At 53.8% G+C, this 24,171-nt stretch carries 20 protein-coding genes; 11 read left to right on the top strand and 9 right to left on the bottom strand.

Going from position 1 to position 24,171, the window contains the following annotated elements:
• The first annotated feature begins 143 nt into the window (after positions 1–143).
• The 6 genes from metG (at position 144) to sanA (ending at position 7,186) form a co-directional block, all read left to right on the top strand.
• Positions 144–2,174, top strand: a complete 2,031-nt coding sequence (gene metG, locus B1H58_RS14165) for a methionine--tRNA ligase (RefSeq protein ID WP_085071126.1) — start codon at positions 144–146, stop codon at positions 2,172–2,174.
• 208 nt (positions 2,175–2,382) lie between these two features.
• Positions 2,383–2,775 carry a CidA/LrgA family protein gene (locus B1H58_RS14160; RefSeq protein ID WP_085071125.1) on the top strand — a complete coding sequence of 131 codons (393 nt, stop codon included), beginning with the start codon at positions 2,383–2,385 and terminating at the stop codon, positions 2,773–2,775.
• Positions 2,768–3,460, top strand: a complete 693-nt coding sequence (locus B1H58_RS14155; RefSeq protein WP_085071124.1) for a CidB/LrgB family autolysis modulator — start codon at positions 2,768–2,770, stop codon at positions 3,458–3,460. Before B1H58_RS14160 ends, B1H58_RS14155 begins: the two co-directional genes overlap by 8 nt.
• A gap of 128 nt (positions 3,461–3,588) precedes the next feature.
• Complete coding sequence (gene cdd / locus B1H58_RS14150; protein WP_085071123.1) at positions 3,589–4,479, top strand: cytidine deaminase; 891 nt, start codon at positions 3,589–3,591, stop codon at positions 4,477–4,479.
• 151 nt (positions 4,480–4,630) lie between these two features.
• Positions 4,631–6,328 (top strand): NAD-dependent malic enzyme, encoded by a 1,698-nt coding sequence (locus tag B1H58_RS14145; RefSeq protein ID WP_085071122.1) that lies wholly within the window; start codon positions 4,631–4,633, stop codon positions 6,326–6,328.
• A 135-nt stretch (positions 6,329–6,463) separates the two neighbouring features.
• Positions 6,464–7,186, top strand: a complete 723-nt coding sequence (sanA, locus tag B1H58_RS14140) for an outer membrane permeability protein SanA (protein ID WP_085071121.1) — start codon at positions 6,464–6,466, stop codon at positions 7,184–7,186.
• A 55-nt stretch (positions 7,187–7,241) separates the two neighbouring features.
• On the opposite strand, the gene B1H58_RS14135 is transcribed toward sanA, so the two are convergent.
• The 8 genes from B1H58_RS14135 to B1H58_RS14100 all read right to left on the bottom strand — a co-directional run bounded on the left by B1H58_RS14135 (position 7,242) and on the right by B1H58_RS14100 (position 17,895).
• Complete coding sequence (locus B1H58_RS14135; protein WP_085071120.1) at positions 7,242–9,284, bottom strand: FUSC family protein; 2,043 nt, start codon at positions 9,282–9,284, stop codon at positions 7,242–7,244.
• 314 nt (positions 9,285–9,598) lie between these two features.
• A complete protein-coding gene (mglC, locus tag B1H58_RS14130) occupies positions 9,599–10,609 on the bottom strand; it encodes a galactose/methyl galactoside ABC transporter permease MglC (RefSeq protein ID WP_085071119.1) in 1,011 nt (336 codons plus the stop codon).
• 19 nt (positions 10,610–10,628) lie between these two features.
• Complete coding sequence (mglA, locus tag B1H58_RS14125; protein WP_085071118.1) at positions 10,629–12,146, bottom strand: galactose/methyl galactoside ABC transporter ATP-binding protein MglA; 1,518 nt, start codon at positions 12,144–12,146, stop codon at positions 10,629–10,631.
• A 68-nt stretch (positions 12,147–12,214) separates the two neighbouring features.
• Positions 12,215–13,210, bottom strand: a complete 996-nt coding sequence (gene mglB, locus B1H58_RS14120; protein WP_085071117.1) for a galactose/glucose ABC transporter substrate-binding protein MglB — start codon at positions 13,208–13,210, stop codon at positions 12,215–12,217.
• 332 nt (positions 13,211–13,542) lie between these two features.
• Positions 13,543–14,583 carry an HTH-type transcriptional regulator GalS gene (gene galS, locus B1H58_RS14115; protein WP_085071116.1) on the bottom strand — a complete coding sequence of 347 codons (1,041 nt, stop codon included), beginning with the start codon at positions 14,581–14,583 and terminating at the stop codon, positions 13,543–13,545.
• Positions 14,584–14,739: 156 nt separating this feature from the next.
• Entirely contained in the window at positions 14,740–15,903 is a 1,164-nt protein-coding gene (gene yeiB / locus B1H58_RS14110) for a DUF418 domain-containing protein YeiB (protein ID WP_085071115.1), read from the bottom strand.
• A gap of 39 nt (positions 15,904–15,942) precedes the next feature.
• Positions 15,943–16,608: a GTP cyclohydrolase I FolE gene (gene folE / locus B1H58_RS14105; RefSeq protein ID WP_085072325.1), complete on the bottom strand. Its 666-nt coding sequence runs from the start codon at positions 16,606–16,608 to the stop codon at positions 15,943–15,945.
• A gap of 135 nt (positions 16,609–16,743) precedes the next feature.
• Positions 16,744–17,895, bottom strand: a complete 1,152-nt coding sequence (locus B1H58_RS14100) for a YbfB/YjiJ family MFS transporter (protein ID WP_085071114.1) — start codon at positions 17,893–17,895, stop codon at positions 16,744–16,746.
• A gap of 105 nt (positions 17,896–18,000) precedes the next feature.
• Here B1H58_RS14100 and ptrR point away from each other — a divergent pair, with 105 nt between their 5' ends.
• Genes ptrR through fghA form a run of 3 tightly spaced genes read left to right on the top strand, consistent with a single transcriptional unit; the run spans position 18,001 to position 20,887 of the window.
• A complete protein-coding gene (gene ptrR, locus B1H58_RS14095) occupies positions 18,001–18,921 on the top strand; it encodes a putrescine utilization regulator PtrR (protein WP_085071113.1) in 921 nt (306 codons plus the stop codon).
• Positions 18,908–20,032: an S-(hydroxymethyl)glutathione dehydrogenase/class III alcohol dehydrogenase gene (locus B1H58_RS14090; protein WP_085071112.1), complete on the top strand. Its 1,125-nt coding sequence runs from the start codon at positions 18,908–18,910 to the stop codon at positions 20,030–20,032. The genes ptrR and B1H58_RS14090 overlap by 14 nt, the downstream gene beginning before the upstream one ends.
• A gap of 12 nt (positions 20,033–20,044) precedes the next feature.
• The gene (gene fghA, locus B1H58_RS14085) at positions 20,045–20,887 is read left to right on the top strand and encodes an S-formylglutathione hydrolase (RefSeq protein ID WP_085071111.1); all 843 of its coding nucleotides are present in this window, start codon (positions 20,045–20,047) and stop codon (positions 20,885–20,887) included.
• A 167-nt stretch (positions 20,888–21,054) separates the two neighbouring features.
• Here the strand turns inward: fghA and B1H58_RS14080 are convergent, their stop codons facing one another.
• Positions 21,055–21,951: a LysR family transcriptional regulator gene (locus B1H58_RS14080; protein ID WP_085071110.1), complete on the bottom strand. Its 897-nt coding sequence runs from the start codon at positions 21,949–21,951 to the stop codon at positions 21,055–21,057.
• 100 nt (positions 21,952–22,051) lie between these two features.
• On the opposite strand from B1H58_RS14080, the gene B1H58_RS14075 reads away from it, so the two are divergent.
• Together B1H58_RS14075 and B1H58_RS14070 are read left to right on the top strand one after the other, a co-directional pair.
• Positions 22,052–22,882: an SDR family oxidoreductase gene (locus tag B1H58_RS14075; protein WP_085071109.1), complete on the top strand. Its 831-nt coding sequence runs from the start codon at positions 22,052–22,054 to the stop codon at positions 22,880–22,882.
• A gap of 501 nt (positions 22,883–23,383) precedes the next feature.
• Positions 23,384–24,130: an SDR family NAD(P)-dependent oxidoreductase gene (locus B1H58_RS14070; RefSeq protein WP_085071108.1), complete on the top strand. Its 747-nt coding sequence runs from the start codon at positions 23,384–23,386 to the stop codon at positions 24,128–24,130.
• Positions 24,131–24,171: the final 41 nt, after the last annotated feature.

The raw sequence follows: 24,171 nt of genomic DNA, 5'->3' as shown, positions 1-24,171 counted from the left end.
GCATAAGTTGATGTTTCTAAGCATACCAGAAGCCCGTACAAATCGTATTTGCCTGACAACGCGCGAAATCCCTTTGTTTACGTCAGGTCGGGCTTTCGGTTACCATCTAAAGCCCTTTTTAACCAGAAGAAATAAGTCCCGCTATGACTCAAGTCGCGAAAAAAATAATGGTAACGTGCGCTCTGCCGTACGCTAATGGCCCTATCCATCTCGGCCATATGCTGGAGCACATTCAGGCTGATATTTGGGTCCGTTACCAGCGAATGCGCGGCAATCAGGTTTGGTTCATTTGTGCCGACGACGCGCACGGCACCCCGATTATGCTGAAAGCACAGCAGATGGGAATTACGCCTGAGCAGATGATTGCTGAGATGAGTCAGGCGCATCAGAAAGATTTCGCTGGCTTTAACATCAGCTACGACAACTATCACTCCACGCACAGCGATGAGAACCGCGAGCTGTCGGAGCTGATTTATACCCGTCTGAAAGAGAACGGGTTTATTAAAAATCGTACTATTTCGCAGTTATTCGATCCGGAAAAAGGCATGTTTCTGCCGGATCGCTTTGTAAAAGGCACCTGCCCGAAATGTAAATCGGCCGACCAGTATGGTGATAACTGCGAAGTGTGCGGCGCAACCTATAGCCCGACCGAGCTGATCGATCCGAAATCGGTGGTTTCCGGCGCGACGCCGGTGATGCGTGATTCTGAGCATTTCTTCTTCGACCTGCCCTCCTTCAGCGAAATGCTGCAGGCCTGGACTCGCTCCGGCGCATTGCAGGAGCAGGTAGCAAATAAAATGCAGGAGTGGTTTGAATCGGGTCTGCAACAGTGGGATATCTCCCGCGATGCGCCCTATTTCGGCTTTGAGATCCCGGGCGCGCCGGGTAAATATTTTTATGTCTGGCTGGATGCGCCGATCGGCTATATGGGCTCGTTCAAAAACCTGTGCGATAAGCGCGGCGATCTGAACTTTGACGAATACTGGCAGAAAGACTCCACTACCGAGCTGTATCACTTTATCGGTAAGGATATTGTTTACTTCCACAGCCTGTTCTGGCCAGCCATGCTGGAAGGCAGCAATTTCCGTAAGCCGAACAACCTGTTTGTTCATGGCTACGTGACGGTAAACGGCGCCAAGATGTCTAAATCGCGTGGCACCTTTATCAAGGCCAGCACCTGGCTTGAGCATCTGGATGCTGACAGCCTGCGCTATTACTATGCGGCCAAGCTCTCTTCACGCATCGATGATATTGACCTTAACCTGGAGGATTTCGTCCAGCGCGTTAATGCCGATATCGTCAATAAAGTGGTTAACCTGGCTTCACGCAACGCCGGCTTTATTGCCAAACGTTTCGGCGGCAAGCTGGCAGACCACCTGGCCGATCCGGCGCTGTATAAGACCTTTACCGATGCCGCTGACAGCATTGGCGATGCCTGGCTCAGCCGCGAATATGGTCGTGCGATCCGTGAAATCATGGCGCTGGCGGACGTGGCTAACCGCTATGTTGATGAACAGGCCCCGTGGGTGGTGGCGAAGCAGGAAGGCCGCGATGCCGATCTGCAGGCGATCTGCACCATGGGCATTAACCTGTTCCGCGTGCTGATGACCTGGCTGAAGCCGGTACTGCCATCGTTAAGTGAGCGCGCGGAAGGCTTCCTGAAAACTGAACTGCAGTGGGATGCAATCGCTACGCCGCTGCTGGATCATGAAGTCGCCACGTTTAAAGCCCTTTACAGCCGTATCGAAATGCCGAAGGTAAACGCCCTGATCGAAGCATCGAAAGAAGATGCCGCTGCCGCCGCAAAACCGACGGTCTCCGGCCCGCTGGCAGACGATCCCATCGCTGACACCATTACCATCGACGATTTTGCCAAAGTGGATATGCGCGTGGCATTGATTAAAACCGCCGAGCTGGTTGAAGGTTCCGATAAGCTGCTGCGTCTGGAACTGGATGTGGGTGGTGAAACGCGCCAGATCTTCTCCGGTATTCGCGCCGCTTACCCGGATCCGTCGGTGCTGGTGGGGCGTCATACCATTATCGTGGCTAACCTGGCACCGCGTAAAATGCGCTTTGGCGTATCGGAAGGCATGGTGCTGTCGGCTGGTCCGGGTGGTAAAGATCTGTTTATTCTCGGCGCGGAGGGCGCTCAGCCCGGCATGCCGGTAAAATAAATAATCCGTGATGGGGAGCGTTAAAACCGGCTCCGGTGCCTGCGCCGGGCGCTCCGGCCAATGGTAAAGACGCCCCCTGACAGCCTGGCCTGCGGATGTTATGCCGCAGGCCGCTTTACTCCTTGATCGCTCTTACAGATAAACGTGACCGGTAGCACGAAAAGGGGTTTCAGCGTATGATTATCAGCGCTAACCACAGGAGTCTGCCATGTCAGTTGTGCTGTCTGCCTGCTGGCGCTATCTGCGCGCCTTCATCATTATTTATCTCTGTCTCTATGCCGGTATCGGTATTTCATCCCTGCTGCCTATCGTGATCCCCGGCAGTATCATCGGCATGCTGATCCTCTTTTTACTGCTGGGATTTCAGATCGTCCCGGTAAAATGGGTGAAACCTGGCTGTTATCTGATCATCCGTTACATGGCGCTGCTGTTTGTACCGATCAGCGTCGGCGTGATGAACTACACCGATATCCTCACCGCCCAGTTCGGCCCGATTATGGTTTCCTGTGTGCTCAGCACCCTGCTGGTATTAATGGTCGTCGGCTACAGCTCGCATCGCCTGCACAGCAAGCCCATCGTGGGGGAAAATAAAAATGAGTGATATGTGGTGGTCGCTGCCGCTGACGCTGGCGGTGTTTTTTTCTGCCCGCTGGCTGGCGGCGCGGGTAAAAATTTCCCTGTTTAATCCGCTGCTGATCTCAATGGCGGTGATCATTCCCCTGCTGTTGCTGATCAATATGCCCTACGCGCGCTACTTCCAGGGCAGCGAGATCCTGAATAGTCTGTTACAGCCTTCCGTGGTCGCGCTGGCCCTGCCGCTCTATGAGCAAATCCATCAAATTCGCGCCCGCTGGAAATCGATTATCGGCGTCTGTTTTATTGGCAGCATTACCGCCATGGTCTCCGGCACCGCTATCGCCCTGTGGCTTGGCGCAACGCCGGAAATTGCCGCCACCATTATGCCGAAATCGGTCACCACGCCGATTGCGATGGCAGTTTCCGCCTCACTGCATGGCATTCCGGCGATTAGCGCTATCTGTGTGCTGATTGCGGGCGTACTGGGCGCGGTATTTGGTCACATGCTGCTTAACCTGATGCGAATTAAAACCAAAGCCTCACGCGGACTGGCAATCGGCAACGCGTCGCATGCGCTTGGCACGGCACGCTGCGCCGAAATGGACTATCAGGAAGGGGCATTCAGTTCGCTGGCGCTGGTGATCTGCGGCATCATTACCTCGTTGCTGGCACCGTTTCTTTTTCCTGTGTTGCTCGCCCTTTTTGGCTAAAAGTTGCGAGAGATCGCGCAAATTGTAATTTCATTTCATACATTGCATTGCCGTAGCGACACAGATCACATATAACCCGTTGTCGGTGCTTTACAATTTTGGGATATCCCTTTTATAAGAGGCATGCAATGCATCCACGTTTTCGTCCGGCCTTTGCCGACTTAGCGGCTGAACTTCAGACCGCCCTTCTTCCCATCCTTGACGCTGAAGATTTTGCCGCCTTTTTAACACCCGACCAGGTCGATTCTTTATGCCAGCAGAGCGGCATGGATGCAGACGCTTTAGCACTGGCGCTGCTGCCGCTGGCTGCTGCCTGCGCCGTTACGCCGCTGTCGCGCTTTAATGTTGGTGCCGTTGCGCGCGGCAACAGCGGGCACTGGTATTTCGGTGCCAATATGGAATTTACCGGTGCTACCATGCAGCAGACCGTGCATGCGGAGCAGAGCGCGGTGACCCACGCCTGGCTACGTGGCGAAAGCGGCCTGCAAACCATTACGGTCAACTACACGCCCTGCGGTCACTGCCGCCAGTTTATGAACGAACTGAACAGCGGCACGGCGCTGCGTATCAGTTTACCTGGCCGCCCGGTGGCAACGCTGGGCGACTATCTGCCGGACTCTTTTGGCCCACGAGACCTGCATATTTCCACCCTGGTAATGGATGAGGTTGATCACGGCTATGCGCCCACAGGAGATGCGCTGGCTCAGGCGGCTATCGCGGCGGCCAACCGCAGCCATGCTCCCTACAGCCAGGCGCATAGCGGCATTGCGCTGGAAAGCGCCAGCGGCGCAATTTATCACGGCGGATATATTGAAAATGCGGCCTTTAACCCCAGCCTGCCTCCGCTACAGGCGGCGCTGATCCTGCTGAACATGCATGGCGAAAGCTGCCAGCAGATCGCCCGCGCCGTACTGGCAGAATTGCCCGATGCGCAATTGCAGCAGCAGCCTGCGACCGCCGCCACCCTTCAGGCGCTGGGCTGCGGTACGCTTCATACCGTTACGCTAAAAAAAGCGTAACGCCTGGCGCAAAGTGTCAGCTTTTGTTATCGAAAGTTAACAAAAGCTGTACTTCTGCGAGAATTTTCTTAGGATCGTGGCACCCCTTATCGTGATAAAACACGGGCCACTTCCCCAAAGAGAACGTGCCTGTAACCGGAGCAAACACTGCATGGAACTCGATTACGAGAGTAAACGTCCGCTTTATATTCCCTACGCTGGTCCCATTCTGCTGGAATTTCCACTCCTCAACAAAGGCAGCGCCTTTACTATTGAAGAGCGTAACGACTTTAACCTTAACGGCCTGCTGCCGGAAACAGTGGAAACCATTGAGGAACAGGCGGAGCGTGCCTGGCGTCAGTTTCAGGATTTTAAAAACAATAACGATAAGCACGTCTACCTGCGCAACATTCAGGACACTAACGAAACGCTGTTCTATCGCCTGCTCGACAATCATCTGGAAGAGATGATGCCGATTATTTATACCCCGACGGTAGGGGCTGCCTGCGAGCATTTCTCCGAGATCTACCGTCGCGCACGCGGGCTGTTTATCTCCTACCCCAATCGCGCCAGCATTGAAGATATGCTGCAGAACGCCACCAAACAGAATGTGAAGGTGATCGTGGTCACCGACGGCGAACGTATTCTCGGCCTTGGCGATCAGGGCATCGGCGGCATGGGCATTCCGATCGGTAAACTGTCGCTCTATACCGCCTGCGGCGGCATCAGTCCGGCTTACACCCTGCCGGTGGTGCTGGATGTCGGCACCAATAATCAGCAGTTGCTGAACGATCCGCTCTATATGGGCTGGCGTCATCCGCGTATTACTGGCGAAGAGTATGACCGCTTTGTCGATGAGTTTATTCAGGCGGTGCGCAGCCGCTGGCCGAACGTGCTGCTGCAGTTTGAAGATTTCGCCCAGAAGAACGCGATGCCATTGCTGGAGCGCTATCGCGATCAGCTTTGCTGTTTCAACGATGATATTCAGGGCACCGCCGCAGTAACGCTTGGCACACTGATCGCCGCCAGCCGTGCCGCAGGCAATCGCCTGCGCGATCAAAACGTGGTATTCCTCGGCGCGGGTTCCGCAGGTTGCGGCATCGCCGAACAGATTATCGCCCAGATGAAATCGGAAGGTTTGAGCGATGAAGAAGCGCGCGCCAAAGTCTTTATGGTGGACCGCTTTGGTCTGCTGACCGATAAGCTGCCTAACCTGCTCAGCTTCCAGAGCAAGCTGGTACAGAAAAGCGAAAACCTTAACGACTGGAATCTGCCCAGCGACGCCATCTCGCTGATGGATGTGGTGCGCAATGCCAAACCCGATATTTTGATTGGCGTATCGGGCCAGCCGGGTCTGTTCAGCGAAGAAATTATCCGCGAGATGCATAAACATTGCGCGCGTCCGATCGTGATGCCGCTTTCTAACCCAACCTCCCGGGTAGAAGCCACGCCAGCCGACCTGCTCAGCTGGACCGATGGCGCGGCGCTGGTTGCGACCGGCAGTCCGTTTGCGCCGGTAACCTGGCAGGGCAAAACCTATCCTATTGCCCAGTGCAATAACTCCTATATTTTTCCGGGCATAGGTCTGGGCGTGATCGCCTCCGGCGCAACGCGCGTAACCGACAGCATGCTGATGGCGGCCAGCCGCGCGCTGGCAGACTGCTCGCCGCTGGTAAATGAAGGCGAAGGGCCGGTGCTGCCGGAAATCAAAGATATTCAGGGCGTATCAAAAGTGATCGCGATGGCGGTGGGCAAGGCGGCGCAGCTGGCGGGCGTGGCGGTTGTCACCTCGGAAGATGTGCTTTCCCGGGCGATTGCCAATAATTTCTGGATGCCGCAGTATCGTAACTACCGTCGCACCTCGATTTAAGCGACGCCCTCACCGCCCGTGTAACGGCGGAGATTGTTTAAAAAAGCCGCGCCCGACCGGCGCGCGCTTGCTTCATGTTAACGCCTCAAGTAGCCTTGAGACATTCTTTCCGCCCCATCCTGAGCAATGCCGAACATGTTGAAACGCATGACATATGGTCTGATTATCATCCTGCTGTTGATGATCCTGACCGCGCTCGGCCTCGATCGCTGGATTGCATGGAAAACGGCCCCGTGGATTTATGAAGATCTGACTTCGTTGCCGCATCGTCAGGTGGGCGTGGTGCTGGGCACCGCCAAATATTATCGTACCGGCGTACAGAATCAGTACTACTACTACCGCATCCGGGGCGCAATCAATGCCTATAACAGCGGCAAAGTTAACTATCTGCTGCTTAGCGGCGATAATGCGCAGCAGAGCTACAACGAGCCGATGACCATGCGTCGCGATCTGATCGCCGCTGGCGTCAATCCTGGCGATATCGTACTGGATTATGCCGGATTTCGTACTCTCGATTCGATTGTGCGCACCCGCAAAGTGTTTGATACCAACGATTTTATTATTATTACCCAGCGCTTCCACTGCGAACGCGCGCTGTTTATCGCGCTGCATATGGGCATCCAGGCGCAGTGCTACGCGGTGCCCTCGCCGAAAAATATGTTAACGGTTCGTGTGCGTGAAGTGGCCGCCCGCCTTGGCGCGCTGGCCGATCTTTATATTATGAAGCGGGAGCCGCGTTTCCTTGGCCCGCTGGTCTCAATCCCGGCAGTGCATGAAGTGCCACAGGATGCGCAGAGCTATCCGGCGGTGACGCCGGAACAGCTGCTGGAGCTGGAGCAAAAACGACAGAAGAAGTAGCGGCTTCTCTGTCGCCTCTTATAACATTGCCTTGCTGACGGGCAGCGAATGAAACTCAGAGCCAGCGCTGCTGCGGATAAAGCGAGACGCGGATATTGAACAAGTGCACCATGGCCGCAAAGGTAGCCGGGCAGGTAAGCGAAAGCGTCTCCAGCTTTTTCAGTAACTGATTCAGTTCATCCAGTAAATCCTGATGCGGCTGGGTCTGTAACACCTTCATTTTGCGCCGCAGATAGAGGCTCAGCTCGTGAAACATCTGGCCGCTGTCAATCTGATGCTGTTGCAGCTCCGTGTGATAACGCGCGTAAAAGTCATAGCAGTTAGCGCCAATCCAGGTTTCAGCGATCAGATCGCCCGCCGCACTCAGCTCAGCATCCGGATCGAGCCGTTTGCGCGGCAGAATGATATTGACCCGGTCGAGCATGCGGATAATAAAATGCTGACGCATCAGCAGAGAAGAAGAGTTCCTTTCCACCGCCTTAATGAACCCCAGCAGATCTCTTATTCCCATGGAAAACGCGCGGCGGGCAATCCAGGAAGGCCGCCTGTTTCTGATAATGGCGCAAAGCGCCACGGCAATGATGATGCCGGTCAGAGTAGAAATACCGGCATTCAGCGTCACAATCAAATTGGGTACATAGTGATGGCTAAGCCCAATAAAGCCGGGCAGCTGAATGGCCACGCTCAGCCCTATCAAATTGGTAGCAGGCCGCGCCAGTACCAGACCCAGCACGAACAACCCGGGAAACAGGCAGATGATCAGCGCCTGTAGCGTATTGGCCTGCGGTATCAGCACCGCGATATAAAACAGGCTGATCAGCAGCGCAATCACCACCCCTTTAATAAACAGCCGCATGGGCGTGACCGGAGAATCGATGCTGGCAAAAAAAGAGCTGGTGATTGCTGCCATCAGCGGCGCATTCGCTCCGTCAGCCCAGCCGCTGCCTATCCAGAACAGCGAGGAAAGGAAGGTCGCCATAAATGCGGTGACGGCCGAAAGCAGCAACAGACCCTGGTCGGTATGCCGCATATTCGCGCTGCTCTTAGACAAAACGGCATCGCTGCTGCTGTAGAGATCCGCTGCACGGGCGGTCACATTATGCCAGGCGTCGTCAATACGGACAAAATTCCCCAGCCGCTCCAGTAGTCCAGTGAAAAGTAAAACCTCCTCCGTGCTGATGTTTCCTTCGCGCCACGCCTGTTGAAGAGAAGACTGGCATTCCGTGAGCCGATACTGCATCAAGACCGTATTGCGGGAAACGTCAAAATTCAGCCATAAGAGGAAATGTTGAAAAACATGCGTCACGCACGGCGGAAACGGGATTTTCAGTTCGGCCAGCAGCGTGAGCCGGGTTTCAATCGCGGTCAGCGTTGGCAACAGCCAGGTTAAATGCTTGTACTGTACGCTGACCAGCCTGATCACGTTGCGCGCGGCCTCGCCGTCATAGATACAGTGGGTAAGAAGCGTTTCAACATTTAGTGGATAGTTCGCCATGCCAATCAGGATATCTTCCCGTTCAGGCGAACGGCGTCCTGAGGTATGGGTAATTAAATCATTACAGAGTTTCTGTGCCGTTTTATACCAGTTGTTTACGCTCTGGCTTAACAGATGATGCATGGGAACAGGCAGTATCAGTCGGTGAATCAGCGAGCTACAGACGATACCCAATGTAATCTCTTCAAGGCGCGAAATCACCGTCCCGGTAATGGCATAAGGCGAGCTGACATCAGGGAATCCCATGATAGCTGCGCTGTATCCGGCCAGCATAAAAATATAGCTTTTAGGCGTACGCTCTTTCAGCGACAGATAGAGACAAACTGACACCCATAACGAGACGCTAAAGCTGAAAAACAGCGGTGACTGCACCGTTTCGGGATAAATCAATAAAATAAAGAAACCGCCAAGCAGCGTTCCCAACAGGCGAAACACCGATTTTGACAGTGTGGAAGCGGCATATAACTGCGAAGTAACAAAAACCGTTGTGACTGCCCAGGCAGGTTTTTCAAAGTTAAGGAGAAGCGCAATCGATAAAGCCAGAAACGCGGCGAGAGACGTTTTGCATGAAAACAAAACCGCGCTTTTTGTGAACCACTTCATTTAGGGGGAGTACCGTAGCACAAGTATGTGCCGCCTATTCTGGCAAACGGAATAAAAACTTACTCTCACTAAAAATATACAAATTGTTTCCAGCGTGGCTTTAATTATTTAATTAAATTAAAACATCGCCGTTTTAATGCGCTTTATTTAATCACATCAATGCTTATTACTTATCTTTCCCCTGAGCCAGAGGATGTTTAAACAAAGCCAGCTGCCTGTATTCCGCTGATTACCAATAACGATAAACAGGGTATCAGGTGAATAAAATTAACCTATAACATCACAGACGGCGGTTTTCACCGCCGCCTTAATGCTTATTTTTTGCGCGAATATTTCAGAGAATCGAGCGCCACGGCGAAAATGATAATGCCGCCCTTGATAATGTACTGCCAGTAAGGGTTAACGCCGATATAGGTCAGACCGTAGTTGATAACGGTAAAAATCAGTACCCCGGTCACCACGCCCGCTACGGTACCGACGCCACCAGCAAAGGAGACGCCGCCCACCACGCACGCGGCGATGGCATCCAGCTCATACATAAAGCCGAGGTTGTTGGTGGCGCTGCCGATACGGCCCGCTTCCAGCAGCCCGCCGAAGGCATAAAACACGCCGGACAGTGCGTAAATCAGGATCAGGTTAAGCGGAACGTTAACGCCTGACACGCGCGCCGCTTCCGGGTTACCACCAATAGCAAAAATATTTTTGCCGAAGCGCGTTTTGTTCCACAGGATCCAGACAAACACGATAGCGATAATGGCGTAGAACGTGATGTAGGAGAGTTTAAAATCGCCAAAACGCAGGAAGCCCTGGGTAAAGGTGGAGAAGCCCGCGTCAAACCCGGCAATCGGTGAAGCGCCCACGTAATCGTAATAGAGCGAGTTAATGCCGTAGACGATAATCATGGTACCCAGCGTGGTGATAAACGGCGTCACCTTCAGATAGGCGATAATAACGCCGTTAACCAGACCAATCAGGCCGCCCACCACACAAACCACCAGAATCACCAGCGGGATCGGTAAGGTAGCCATGTCAGGAAACACTTTATTAGCGTTTTCCATCGACTGTAGCAGCGTTGCCGCTACCACCGCCGCCAGCCCAACCTGTCGTCCGGCGGAAAGGTCAGTACCCTGGGTAACAATCAATCCAGCCACACCCAGCGCGATAATAATACGCACCGAAGATTGAGTCAGAATATTACTCAGGTTCATTAAGCTAAGGAAAGTGGGATCCTGGAAGATAATAATTGCCAGCAGCACCAGCAATACCACATAAATGCCGCCCTCTTTTAACCAGGTTAGCGCATTCTTTTTAGTTGTAGCTTTCATGGTAACAGCCCTTACATCATTAAAGGTGTAACGACGCTAAACGTAATATTTCGTTCTGCGTGGTGTTTTTGGTTTCGACAATACCGGCAACGAGACCGTTACTCATTACCAGGATCCGGTCAGTAATTCCCAACAGCTCCGGCATTTCTGAAGAGATAATAATGATGCCTTTATCTTTCTTTGCCAGCTCGGAAATAAGCTGATAAATTTCAAACTTTGCGCCAACGTCTATGCCGCGCGTTGGCTCATCCAGCATTAATATTTCCGGCTGGGTAAGCAGCCAGCGGCCAATAATCACTTTCTGCTGGTTACCACCGGAAAGCGAGCCTATCGAGGTATGATGTCCCGGCGTTTTTACCCGCATGGAATCAATTACCCACTGGGTATCGCTTTTCATGCGGCTGTTATCCAGCAGGCCGAAGCGGTTTTTATACTGACGAATATTAGAAATTAATGAGTTAAAGCCAATATCCAGGTAGGCGTAAATCCCGGTGGATCGACGCTCTTCGGTAACCAGCGCAAAGCCGTGGTTAATCGCCTCATTGGCACTGTGATTATTGATCGCCTTGCCGTGCAGCTTAATGGTGCCGCCCGACTTTTCGCGAATGCCAAACAGCGTTTCTACGATATCGGTACGCTTGGCGCCCACCAGACCGGCAATACCAAGGATCTCCCCTTTATGCAGGTCGAAGGAAACATCACGGATCGAAGGCTGACGCAGCGAGGTCAGGTTGCGCACTTCCAGAATCACTTCGCCCGGCACGTTGGTTTTATCGGGGAAACGCTGATTCAGAGAGCGTCCTACCATCATGGCGATGATCTTATCCATATCCAGCCCTTCCAGCGGCTGAGTACTGATCCACTGACCGTCGCGCAGAATGGTAATTTCATCGCACAGCTGAAATATCTCTTCCATCTTATGCGAGATATAAACAATGCCGCAGCCGCGATCTTTTAGCTTACGAATAATGGTAAACAGATGATTAACTTCTTTCTCAGTCAGAGAAGAGGTTGGCTCATCCATAATCACAATTTTAGCGTCATAGGAAAATGCTTTGGCAATTTCCACCATCTGCATTTGCGAAACGGAAAGCAGCGCCACTTTGTCGCGCGGATCGATATCAATATCCAGCTCATCAAAAATGGCTTTGGTATCACGATACATTTTATCGTGATCGACAAATATGCCTTTGCGCGGATAACGACCCAGCCACATGTTGTCCATTACCGAACGCTGCAGCACCAGGTTTAATTCCTGATGCACCATGGATACGCCATTTTCCAGCGCCTCTTTCGCGCTCTGGAAATTAACCTCTTTACCCTGAAAAATAATGCTGCCGCTGTCCTTACTGTAAATACCAAACAGGCATTTTAATAAGGTCGATTTACCCGCGCCATTCTCCCCCATCAGCGCGTGAACGGAATGCGGCCGGACTTTTAGATTAACATTATCTAAAGCCTTTACGCCGGGAAATGACTTATTGACATTAGTCATCTCCAGCAAATATTCATGCTGTGCTGTTTTTTCACTGGCCATAATTTACCTGGCTAAATGTATCTGCGTCTGGCAAAAAAGGGCACAGCTATCGCTGTGCCCGACTTCGTTTATTTACTGAATTGAGCAAGGTTTTCTTTATCTACCGCAACGTAAGGGATACGTACAATTTTATTTTCCAGCTTAAAGTTGGTGCCTTCAGCAGCCGGTTTGCCAGCCGCCAGATTTTTCGCCAGTTCAAAGGTGGCTTTCGCCTGGTTGGCGCCGTCGTTCAGCACCGTACCGGCCATTGCACCCGATTTCACCATTGCCAGCGCTTCCGGCAGCGCATCGACGCCAAATACCGGAATGGAAGATTTATTGTGCGCCTTCAGCGCTTCCACCGCGCCCATCGCCATCGCATCGTTGTTAGCGATCACCACTTCGATTTTATTGGCGTTAGGGCCAGAGAGCCAGGCGTCAACTTTGTCTTTTGCCTGAGCGGTGTCCCACATCGCGGTATCCATCGCCAGCTGCTGCGTTTTGATACCGTCTTTATTCAGCGTCTCGATCACGTATTTGGTACGTGCTTCCGCATCCGGGTGGCCCGGTTCGCCTTTCAGCAGCACGAACTGAATCTGACCATCTTTATTCAGATCCCATGCCGGAGTCGCTTTCCAGTGCTTCTCAATCAGCTGCCCCTGGATCACGCCAGACTCTTTAGAATCGGTGCCGACATAATACGCTTTGTCATAGCCAGCCAGCACTTTGGCGCTTGGTTCTTTGTTAAAGAACACCACCGGTACGTCGTTGCTGCGCGCTTTATCAATCACCACGCCTGCCGCAGCCGGGTCAACCAGGTTGATTGCCAGCGCTTTAACCCCTTTTGCCAGCAGAACGTCAATCTGGTCATTCTGTTTTGACTGGTCATTCTGCGAGTCATTCATCAGCAGCTGAACGCCACCGGCAGCCTGCGCATCTTTTTCCAGATCCTTACGCACCATCGACATAAAGTTATCGTCATATTTATAGATGGTCACGCCAATACGGGTATCTGCTGCGTGCGCCGTTGCACCAAACATCATGCTGGCAACCAGGGCTGTGAGGGTGAAAACCTTCTTATTCATAATATTAGTATCTCCGGTTTTTACAGGGGTCGTTCTACATCCAAACCCTCCATCCAGCAGATGAAGGTGTGCGGATACTTAGTGAAAAAATCGGCCTGGGCGGGTAGTTAACTAAACGTTACGCAAAGCCGATGGATTGCTGACACAAAACCTGACTTCCTTAATCGGTAACGCTTCCTGGAAAGTAATGCCAAACTGTTGCGCGGCGCGCTGTAGAACAATTCAGCCTGCAGGCTAAAACCGTTACATGATGTTTCATCGCCGTTAAGTCGCTGCTATCATAGAGAGGCATATGTTAATTAACTGTGAATTTACTCACAGATTGAAAACGGTTACATGGCGGAATCGTTTGAAAGAGTGACCGGCCCCACATTTTGTCGGGCGGCCACCGAATGACGCCGCACCAGCGTTGGCATAAAAAAGTGCCGGGCGCTGGTATCCAGCTCGCCAACTGCGCCTTTTAATGCCAGCTCTGTGGCCATTTTTGCCATAGAAACAATGGGATAACGGATAGTGGTCAGCTGCGGATCGGTATAGCGTGACACCGGAATATCATCGAAGCCGATAACAGAGATATGCTGCGGCACCAGAATACCGTTATCTTTTAACGCGGTCAGCGCGCCGGTAGCCATGCTGTCGTTATAGGTAAATAGCGCCGTAAGCTGCACATTGCGCCCCAGCAGCTCAACCATGGCCGCCTCCCCGCCCTGCATGTCCGGCTCGCCGCTGCCGATCCAGACGTCCGGCGGCGTAATGCCCTGCTCGTGCAGCGCCTGCAGCCAGCCCGCCCGACGCTGTTCCTCATCCTCAATCGCATGGCTGGAGCCGAGATAGCCAATGCGCGTATGGCCCTGCTGCAATAGCATACGCGTCGCCATGAGCGCCCCGCTAACGTTATCCAGCCCGACGCAGCGATATTCATAGCCGGGCACGATACGGTTGACCAGCACCATGCCTGGCACCTGATCCATAAAGTTGCCCAGCTCGGCATCGGAAAGGGATTTGGAATGCACCACCAGCGCGTTGCAGCGTTGACGGATTAAGACTTCAATGGCGTGGCGCTCTTCCTGTTCCTGATGCCAGGAGTTGCTGATGAGGACATGTTTTTGTACCCGCTGCGCCACGCTATCCACTGCTTTTACCAGCGCGCCGAAAAAGGGATCGGAAACATCCATCACCACCACGCCGATGGTATCGCTAACCTGCGTGGCCAGCGCCTGCGCATTCGCATTTGGCCGATAGCCCAGGGTATCCACCGCCTGCTGCACAGCGTCACGGGTTTCAGCTGTTACCGCACTGCTGTTATTCAGCACGCGCGAGACTGTTGCGACGGAGACGCCCGCCAGACGCGCGACATCACGAATAGTTATCATGATGAGTGACCTGAAATAAGGAAGATATGCTGCATGATGTACCTGCCAACTGGGATTGCTGGCGACTATTCTGGCAGGCAACCGCGACGGGCTACGTGAAACAGGTCACACTCATGAAAACGGTTACATACAATTTTGTAACAATTGTGACAGGCGTCATTGTCCGGGGCGTGCGCTGTTCAGTGGCTTACCCGCTGCCAGCGCGGTAAGCTTACGCCACAGCCACTCCAGCGGTCCCTGACGAAACCGGCGCAGCCACAGCGAGGAAAGCAGCAGATTTGCCAGCCAGACCAGCGGCACCAGCATCAACAGCTGCAGGCGGTCGAAGTGCATAAACAGGCCCAGATGGTAGAACAGCGTGGTACAAATCAGGGTTTGCAGCAGATAGTTAGTTAACGCCATCCGGCCTACGCAGCAGATTGGCTGGGTAATTTTCAACCTGGCCAGCTGAGGCCAAAAGCCGAAGCAAAGTGCTGCATAGCCAAGGCTAATCAGGGGCGCGGCCAGGTCGCGCGGCGCCTGCAGGTAAAACGCTGACCAGCGAAACGCCCAGTCCAGCTGCCACTGTAACAGCGTCGCCGGCAGTTGAATCAGCCAGCCGAGGCTCAACAAGATCGCTGCCGTGCGGCGATAGTGACGACGACTAAACGCTCCCTGAAACCAGCCATTGCGCATCAGCGCACCGCCGATCATCATCAGCCCTGCCAGCTGCCAGCCATACTGCGCGCCCAGCGCCAGCAGCATGGATGAGAGATGATCGAGGCGGTTTTGCACTGCGTTCCAGCCGCCGTTTAGCTTCCAGAAAGCTTCATACTGTATATCCGCCGCACCGGGCAGCCAGGAACGCGCCGGTTCCGGCGAGGAAATCAGGCCAAACAGCAGCAGTACGCCAACGCCGACCAGATAGAGCATTACGCCGGTGTTGAACAACGAGCGCGTGGAAGGAACATCGCGGATCATTCGCCAGGCAATCAGGCCGATAATGCCGTAGGCGAGAAGAATATCCCCTTCCCAGAGGAAAAGAGCGTGAATAAACCCGAAGATCACCAGCCAGCTTAAGCGTGCCTGAAGCCAGCGTTTACCGCGCGGCAATAGCATTTGCAGGCCCGCGCCGAACAACAGGGCAAACAGCGTAAGGAATTTACTTTGCGCCAGCAGATCGAGCGCCGCCCAGCTAAGCGCATCGCTCAGAGAGGGCTGACCGTGCCAGGCAGGGTTCAGGTAAGCGGCGGAAGGCAGGCCGAAGCCGCTGATATTCAGCAGCAGGATACCGAGAATGGCGAGACCACGAATAAAATCCAGCGTGATATTTCGTTGCATGCCGGTTCCTGCTGCGCTTCCCTCTGCCGTCAGAGGAGATTAGTTATGACGCACCGCACGTAAAAATTCCTGGCGCGTGTTCTGACTGGACTTGAACAGGCCGCCCAGCGATGTCGTGGTGGTGGCACTGTTGGCATCGCGAATGCCGCGCGCCTTAACGCAGTAGTGCACCGCGTCAATCGATACCGCTACGTTATTGGTGCCGAGCAGCGTCTGCAACGCAATCAGTACCTGCTGCGTCAAACGTTCCTGGACCTGCGGACGCTGGGCAAAGAACTGAACGATGCGGTTGATTTTTGACAGACCAATCACCTTATCTTTGGGAATATAGGCAACGGTCGCCTGACCATCAATAATCACAAAATGATGTTCACAGGTGCTGGTCAGGGTAATGTCCCGCACGGTCACCATCTCATCCACCTTCATTTTGTTTTCAATAAGGGTGATTTTGGGAAAATTGGCGTAATCCAGACCAGAGAAAATTTCATTAACATACATCTTAGCGATGCGGTGTGGGGTTTCCATCAGGCTGTCATCTTCTAAATCAAGATTGAGCAGCTGCATGATTTCAGTCATATGCCCGGCAATCAGCCGCTTACGCGTTTCGTCATCCATTTCACGTACGGGCGCACGTAACGGGGTTTCCAGTCCACGCGCGACCAGCGCGTCGTGAACCAGAGCAGCTTCATGACTTAACGTCGCCATGTGATGTTTCTCCAGCAGGTGTAACAGCCGATAATCGCCAGCGTGGTCGTTATCGGGGTAATAATCTGAGGGCGTATTCTGAAGCACTCCGCCCGGTTTATCCAGTGAATACACGTAATCACGACTGAAATTGCTTCATGCAGCGCGTCGCCACACCAGAGCGCCGGCCACCAGCAGCGCCGCGCCAGCAACATATAACGCGGGATCGAGGCGATGCAGAAACAGGCTGGAAAGCGAGGAGAGCATCGGCCCGGCCAGCTGGCCAATGGCGTAGCCGGTGGTCAGCAATCCTGCCAGATAGCGCGCATGCTGCGGAGCCAGCTCGCGGCCATACTGCAGCGTAAGCTGCACCACGCAAAGAAAACCGCCGCCCGTCAGCAGCGCGCCCAGCAGCAAACCGCCGATGCCCGGCATCAGTCCGCCGATAAACACTCCCAGCGCCTGTGCCCATAGCGCTATCGCCAGTCGGGTATGGGCGCCAGCCAATTGTCGGGTCACAATGCCAAGCACAATACCTGCCACTGCTGCCCCGCCAAAAATCGGCCAGACAAACTGGGCGAACAGACTGTGTGGGAAACGAGTAACTGCCAGCTGGGAGAGAAAGGTGGCAGGCAGGATATAGCCGAAGCCTGCCAGGCTGTAGCTCCAGAGCAGCCGCTTAAGGTTGCCGTTCAGTACCAGCGGCGCGGGGGCCGTTTCCGGCCGGTGCAGCTCGCCCCGACGCGGCAGGTTGATCGCAATCGGCGCAATCAGCAGTAGGGCCAACGTGCCGTAGGCCAGCCATGCACCAGCCGCCGAAAGATGATAGTGATTCAACAGCACTGCCAGCATGCCGCTAAGGAAAATACCGATACCCGGTCCGGCAAAAACCATCGCCAGCAGCGCCGGTCTGCCCCGCTTTTGCAACTGCTCGCCGCACCATGCCGCTACCAGCACCATCGCCCAGCCGCTGGCCCAGCCGATAAGAAAACGCAGGGCGCCATGTAGCCAGGGATCGTTCAGCCATGCAGAAAGCAGCGTCAGCACCACCGCGCCCCAGACGCCCGCCTGCAGTCGCCACTCCACGCGCTGACGGGCGCGCATCGCATCAAAGGAGCCACAGAGATAGCCCAGATAGTTAAGCGCCGCCACCACACTGGCGCTGGTTAACGTTAGCTGATGCCCGGCGATCATCAGCGGCACCTGCGGCGTAAAAGCAAAACGCCCGATGCCCATCGCCACCACCAACGACAGCAGCGCACTGAGCGCAATGCGCCCTGCCCCTGACTGAGCGCCCCGATTCTGCATAAGCCATATCATCTTTTTTAATCAACGGTTGCGTCCATGATGCGCGACGTTTAAACTCACGAAAAGTGAATATTTATAACCAAGTTGATTACGGTAAGAGAACAGATGGATTTAGTCCAGTTACGTATGTTCTGCCTGGTTGCAGAAACCGGTTCGGTGGCGCGGGCCGCTGAACAGCTGCATCGTGTACCCTCTAACCTGACCACGCGCCTGCGTCAGCTTGAGCAGGAGATCGGCGTTGACCTGTTTATTCGTGAAAAACAACGCCTGCGTTTGTCGCCGATGGGCCATAATTTCCTGAGCTACGCCCAAAAAATTCTGACGCTGAGTGAAGAGGCGCTGAGCATGGCGCGCACCGGCGAGCCGGGGGGTAACTTCGCCCTTGGTTCAATGGAGAGCACTGCCGCCACGCGCCTGCCGAACCTGCTGGCGGCTTATCATCAGCGTTATCCGGCAGTGGCGCTTTCGCTGATCACCGGCACTTCTGGCGAGATTATCGATCGCGTGCGCGAAGGAACCCTTGCGGCGGCCCTGGTTGACGGGCCGGTGAATTATGAAGAGCTGAACGGCTGCATTGCCTTTCGTGAACAGATGATACTGATTTCCAGCGCTGGCCATGGGCCGATCCGCAGCGCGGTGGACGCCAGCGGCGATACGGTTTTCGCCTTTCGCAGCAGTTGTTCCTATCGTCTGCGGCTGGAAGAGTGGTTTCGCGAAGATGGCGTGCAACCGCATAATGTTATGGAGATCCAGTCCTATCACGCCATGATGGCCTGCGTTGCCAGCGGTGCTGGCGTGGCGCTGATCCCGCAGTCGGTGCTGGCGCAGATGCCCGCCCGCGAGCGGGTTCAGGCGCATGTATTGCCGCCTAAGTTTTCTGATACCGCTACCTGGCTAATCTGGCGGCGTGATGCGTTTACCCCAAATGTGGAAGCGCTGAAGTACCTGATTATTGAACAGTTTGACGACAAACCCGTTAATGATGAACTGATACATCCTTTGGAGCTGATAAATGAAAATGATTAAAACCCGTGCCGCCGTTGCCTGGGCCGCAGGCGAACCGCTGAAAATTGAAGAAGTGGATTTAATGCCGCCGCAGAAAGGTGAAGTCCTGGTGCGTATTGTCGCCACCGGCGTTTGTCATACCGATGCTTACACCCTGTCGGGCAAGGATCCTGAAGGCGTATTCCCGGCGATCCTCGGCCACGAAGGCGGCGGTATTGTGGAAGCGGTAGGCGAAGGCGTCACCAGCGTTGAAGTAGGCGATCACGTGATCCCGCTCTACACGCCGGAATGCGGCAAATGTAAGTTCTGCCTGTCAGGCAAAACTAACCTCTGCCAGGCGATTCGTACCACCCAGGGTAAAGGCCTGATGCCGGACGGCACCACCCGTTTCTTTAAAGACGGCAAGCCGATTTTCCACTATATGGGCACCTCCACCTTCTCTGAATACACCGTTGTGCCGGAAATCTCGCTGGCTAAAATCAGCAAAGAAGCGCCGCTGGAAGAAGTCTGTCTGCTGGGCTGCGGCGTCACTACCGGTATGGGTGCGGTAATGAACACCGCCAAAGTCAAAGAAGGCGACACTGTTGCCATTTTCGGCCTGGGCGGCATTGGCCTGTCGGCGATCATCGGTGCGAAGATGGCGAAAGCGGGCCGTATTATCGGCATCGACATCAATACCAGCAAATTCGATCTGGCACGCAAGCTGGGTGCCACCGATCTGGTTAACCCGAAAGATTACGATAAGCCGATTCAGGAAGTGATCGTTGAGATGACTGACGGCGGCGTAGATTACTCGTTCGAATGTATCGGTAACGTTAACGTAATGCGTTCAGCGCTGGAGTGCTGCCATAAAGGCTGGGGCGAGTCGGTAATTATCGGCGTTGCGGGCGCGGGCGAAGAGATCTCTACCCGTCCTTTCCAGCTGGTGACCGGACGCGTCTGGCGCGGCTCCGCCTTTGGCGGCGTAAAAGGTCGTTCGCAGCTGCCGGGTATCGTGCAGGATTACCTTGACGGTAAATTCCAGCTAAACGATTTTATTACCCACACCATGCCGCTGGAGGAGATCAATGAAGCGTTCGAGCTGATGCATGAAGGCAAATCGATCCGCTCCGTGGTGCATTTCAGTAAATAAACGGGAGCCATCATGCCAACGACGCTGGAATTACTGGAAGAACATCGCCTGTTTGGCGGCTGGCAGCAGCGCTGGCGGCACCACTCGTCGGTGCTGGGCTGCAACATGACCTTCGGCATTTTTCTGCCAGGTCCGCAGGGCGATGCGCCGCCGCCGGTGGTCTGGTGCCTGGCGGGCCTGACCTGCACTGATGAAAACTTTTCCGTGAAGTCAGGCGCGCAGCGTGTGGCGGCGGAGCTGGGCCTGGTGCTGGTGATGCCCGATACCAGCCCACGTGGTGATGAGGTGCCGAACGATGCAGCCTATGACCTGGGACAGGGTGCGGGTTTCTATTTGAATGCAACGCAGGAACCCTGGCGGCAGAATTTTCATATGTACGATTACATTAACGAGGAGCTGCCGGCGTTGATTGCCGCAAGCTTTAAGGTAAGCGATCGTCAGGCGGTGATGGGGCATTCGATGGGCGGTCACGGCGCGCTGATGCTGGCGCTGCGTAATCCGCAAAAATTTGCCTCTGCTTCTGCGTTCTCCCCGATCGTTAATCCCTGTTCGGTGCCGTGGGGCCAGAAAGCCTTTAACGCCTACTTAGGCGAAGATCGTGAGCAATGGCGGCAATATGACAGCTGCTGGCTAATGCAGCAGGCGCAGCAGCCGCTGCCGTTGCTAATCGATCAGGGCGACAGCGATCAGTTCCTGGCCGATCAGCTACAGCCCGAGCAGCTGGAGGCGATTGCGCAGCAGAAAGGCTGGCCGCTGACGCTGCGTATTCAGCCGGGTTACGACCACAGCTATTTCTTTATTTCCTCGTTTGTTGAGGATCACCTGCGCTTTCATGCGCAGCATCTGTTGGCATAAAACCAGGGGCGGCGCAGGCCGCCCTTTTTCATCAGGGCCTCCAGTACATCGCCAGACAGTAGCGGTATCCATCTTCGGTATAACCCTTATCATCGCGGCTGAATCATACGGTGTTCAATAGTGTCTCTCTGAGCACAGAGAAACAGGTGCATTGTCATCGGCCACTCTCAGGCGCGCGGCGCTGCTTTTACCGTGTCGACAAACAGCCGCAATGCGACAGGCATATGGCGATTTTGCGGAAAGTAGAGCGCGATGCCCTGCGAGGCAATCGTCCAGTCGTCCAACAATGTAACCAGCCGCTGTGTCTTCAGCCACGGCTGAGCGTAGCGCTCCGGCACATATGCCACGCCTAATCCGGCTACAGCCGCTTCCACCATTAAAGCGCTGCTATCGAGAGTCAGGCTGCCCGGCACATCCAGCTCAAACTGCTGCTCATGCTGCTGATATTCCCAGTGATAGCGTTTGCCGCCTGGTAAGCGCTGACGCAGACAGGTATGTTGCATAATATCCTGAGGATGCTGGATTTTTGGCCGTCCTGCCAGGTAAGCGGGCGATGCCACCGTAACAAAGCGCAGCGGTCCGCTCAGAGGAATTGCAATCATGTCTTTAGGCACATCTTCAATCAGCCGGATGCCCGCATCAAACCCTTGCGCCACGATATCCACCAATTGGCCCTGTGCGACTAAATCAATTTCTATCCCCGGCTTTTGCTGAATAAATGTCGGCAATACCGTTTCCAGCAGAAGACTGATCGCTGCATCGCTGGCACTGATGCGCAACAAGCCGTAAGGCTGCTGAGCGCTGGCGGTGACGTCATTCAGCAGTTCATCCATCTCCGCCAGCAAGGGTGACAGGCGCGCAATCAGCATTTCACCCGCTTCGGTTAGCGCAACGCTGCGCGTTGTGCGAAGGAATAGCTGTACGCCAAGTGTCGCTTCCAGTCCTTTGACAGTATGGCTAAGCGATGAGCGTTTAAGCCCGAGCACGTCAGCAGCGCGACTAAAACTGCGCTGCTCGGCAATGATTTTCACAGCCAGCAGTTCGTTCCAGGAAGGACGTTTCATTGTTGAATATTTCCCACCATCTCATTCTGCTTTGTGGAGATTATGCCATCAATCATTCGTTTTATGATGACCTTCAGTTCACTAAACGGAGATGACCACAATGAAAACCTGGCTAATTACCGGCGCATCCAGCGGCCTGGGCCGTCTGATGTGCGAAACGCTGCTGGCCCGTGGCGATCGGGTGTTTGCAAGCGTCCGCAGTAAAGCTGTATTAGATGATATGTCTGCAAAATATGGCGATTATTTGCAGGTGATGGTGCTTGATCTCAGTACATCAGCGACGATAAAACCCACCGTCGAATCTGCGTTTGCTCAGGCGGGACGGATTGATATTGTGGTAAGCAACGCGGCTTACGGCCTGTTTGGTGCCGCAGAAGAGCTAAGCGATATACAAATTGAGCGGCAGATTGCCACCAATCTCACGGGTTCGATTCAGCTGATCCGTGCGGCAATACCATTTTTGCGGCAGCAAGGCGGCGGACGCATTGTGCAGGTTTCTTCAGAAGGCGGTCAGATCGCCTACCCCAATTTCAGTTTGTATCATGCCACTAAATGGGGAATTGAAGGCTTTGTCGAAGCGGTACGGCAAGAAGTGGCGGCATTTGGCATCGACTTTGTGCTGGTAGAGCCGGGGCCGACGGCGACACAGTTCGGTGCGGGACTGGATATTGCTGATGCCTTGCCGCCTTACCGCCATACGGCAGCGGGGAAACTGCGGACGGCAATAATGTCTGGAGAGTTTGTGGTTAAAGGCGATGCTGAAAAATGCGTGATGGCTATGATCGCTGCTGCTGATGCTGCCAGTCCCCCGCTACGCCTGCCGCTGGGCAGTACAGCATATGACAATATTGAAGCCGCATTAAAAATGCGTCTGGACGCGCTGCAAGCAATGAAAGCTGTGGCATATGGCGCAGATCGCCAGGAAATATAGGCGCTATGCCTCATGAGTTGGCAAGCAAAATAATTGTGTTGCGGTGCATTTTCGTTATGCCCCAAAGTGCTAACGTCCGCTTCTGACACTAAGCAGCCCCAGGCGTAGGCCGATGTCCGCTTTGAGTGATGAGCGGACGTTGTCACGATCGGGTAACATGTTCTAACCCACAATATAACAATGGATTGCTTTATCTCAGACTATAACTTTGCAAGTTCGTTGATCAACCGAGGAATTTCGACATAAAGCAACATAGCCTGTGTAATAGCCACTTTTGCATCACGAACAAATGCAGGCCATCTCAGCCTGTTTTCCTGTTTCACTTCGGTTGATGAATATTCATCATATCGTAATCGATAAACTATCCAGCATTAAAAGCTAAATCTATGGCATTGTTTTTATTTGATTTATTTTACGCATCGTAATTTCCTGTTGTGTGCCTTCCGTTTTGAGTGTAGTGATCACTACAAACTTACCCCGCAGTAATCAGGAGAATACACAATGATTCAGTCTTTTCAGAAAAAAATCGCGGTTATAACTGGCGCATCATCCGGCATTGGTCTGGGGATAGCACAGGAGCTTTCAGCACTCGGTGCAACGGTAATCATTACCGGACGAGACAAAAATAAACTGGAACTGGCAGTCAGTACGCTTGGCCCGGATGCGTGTCAGTTTCAGGTAGATGTGACCAGCCTCACCGAGCTGAATGCGTTTTATGATCAAATTCGTTCCCGGTTTGGTCGCATTGATATTCTGATAGCAAATGCAGGCATGGGAGAAATTGAACCTCTCGGGCAAATTACCCCGGAAAAGTTTGATCTCCAGTTCACCACGAATGTAAGGGGTATTACTTTTACCGTACAGAAAGCCTTGCCGCTTATGAAGCCCGGTAGCAGCATTGTTATCACAGGCTCAACTGCTTCTATTAATCCCGGAGAAGGACTGAGTGTTTATGGCGGCACCAAGGCCGCCTTACGCGCTATGGTTCGTAGCTGGATACTGGATATCAAAGGTACCGGCGTTCGCATCAATATTCTTAGTCCCGGTCCGGTTGATACGCAGTCCCTGCGAGATTTCCTTCCAGAACCGGTTGACGCAATTTTGCAGTCTTTACGCGACCGCAGCCCGATTGGTCGCATTGGGCGGACTGAGGAAATTGCGAAAGCTGTCGTTTTTCTTGCCAGTGATGATGCCGCTTATATTAACGGCGCGGAGATATTCGCCGACGGTGGTGCCTCTCAGATCTGACCGAGTCACTGAAGAAATAATATTTGTGGGCAGTATGACAG

Origin of the sequence: Pantoea alhagi (assembly GCF_002101395.1) — a bacterium.
Classification (GTDB): Bacteria; Pseudomonadota; Gammaproteobacteria; order Enterobacterales; family Enterobacteriaceae; genus Mixta; species Mixta alhagi.
Note: the sequence above shows the minus strand (reverse complement) of the source record. Positions and strands in the feature narration are given on the sequence as shown.

Coding starts and splice junctions, on each gene's coding strand:
- mglA (WP_085071118.1), bottom strand. CDS start 12,146: ATGGCCAGTGAAAAAACAGCACAGCATGAATATTTGCTGGAGATGACT.
- sanA (WP_085071121.1), top strand. CDS start 6,464: ATGTTGAAACGCATGACATATGGTCTGATTATCATCCTGCTGTTGATG.
- B1H58_RS14070 (WP_085071108.1), top strand. CDS start 23,384: ATGATTCAGTCTTTTCAGAAAAAAATCGCGGTTATAACTGGCGCATCA.
- ptrR (WP_085071113.1), top strand. CDS start 18,001: ATGGATTTAGTCCAGTTACGTATGTTCTGCCTGGTTGCAGAAACCGGT.
- B1H58_RS14145 (WP_085071122.1), top strand. CDS start 4,631: ATGGAACTCGATTACGAGAGTAAACGTCCGCTTTATATTCCCTACGCT.
- folE (WP_085072325.1), bottom strand. CDS start 16,608: ATGGCGACGTTAAGTCATGAAGCTGCTCTGGTTCACGACGCGCTGGTC.
- fghA (WP_085071111.1), top strand. CDS start 20,045: ATGCCAACGACGCTGGAATTACTGGAAGAACATCGCCTGTTTGGCGGC.
- yeiB (WP_085071115.1), bottom strand. CDS start 15,903: ATGCAACGAAATATCACGCTGGATTTTATTCGTGGTCTCGCCATTCTC.
- mglB (WP_085071117.1), bottom strand. CDS start 13,210: ATGAATAAGAAGGTTTTCACCCTCACAGCCCTGGTTGCCAGCATGATG.
- B1H58_RS14100 (WP_085071114.1), bottom strand. CDS start 17,895: ATGCAGAATCGGGGCGCTCAGTCAGGGGCAGGGCGCATTGCGCTCAGT.
- B1H58_RS14075 (WP_085071109.1), top strand. CDS start 22,052: ATGAAAACCTGGCTAATTACCGGCGCATCCAGCGGCCTGGGCCGTCTG.
- galS (WP_085071116.1), bottom strand. CDS start 14,583: ATGATAACTATTCGTGATGTCGCGCGTCTGGCGGGCGTCTCCGTCGCA.
- B1H58_RS14080 (WP_085071110.1), bottom strand. CDS start 21,951: ATGAAACGTCCTTCCTGGAACGAACTGCTGGCTGTGAAAATCATTGCC.
- B1H58_RS14160 (WP_085071125.1), top strand. CDS start 2,383: ATGTCAGTTGTGCTGTCTGCCTGCTGGCGCTATCTGCGCGCCTTCATC.
- B1H58_RS14135 (WP_085071120.1), bottom strand. CDS start 9,284: ATGAAGTGGTTCACAAAAAGCGCGGTTTTGTTTTCATGCAAAACGTCT.
- B1H58_RS14155 (WP_085071124.1), top strand. CDS start 2,768: ATGAGTGATATGTGGTGGTCGCTGCCGCTGACGCTGGCGGTGTTTTTT.
- metG (WP_085071126.1), top strand. CDS start 144: ATGACTCAAGTCGCGAAAAAAATAATGGTAACGTGCGCTCTGCCGTAC.
- cdd (WP_085071123.1), top strand. CDS start 3,589: ATGCATCCACGTTTTCGTCCGGCCTTTGCCGACTTAGCGGCTGAACTT.
- mglC (WP_085071119.1), bottom strand. CDS start 10,609: ATGAAAGCTACAACTAAAAAGAATGCGCTAACCTGGTTAAAAGAGGGC.
- B1H58_RS14090 (WP_085071112.1), top strand. CDS start 18,908: ATGAAAATGATTAAAACCCGTGCCGCCGTTGCCTGGGCCGCAGGCGAA.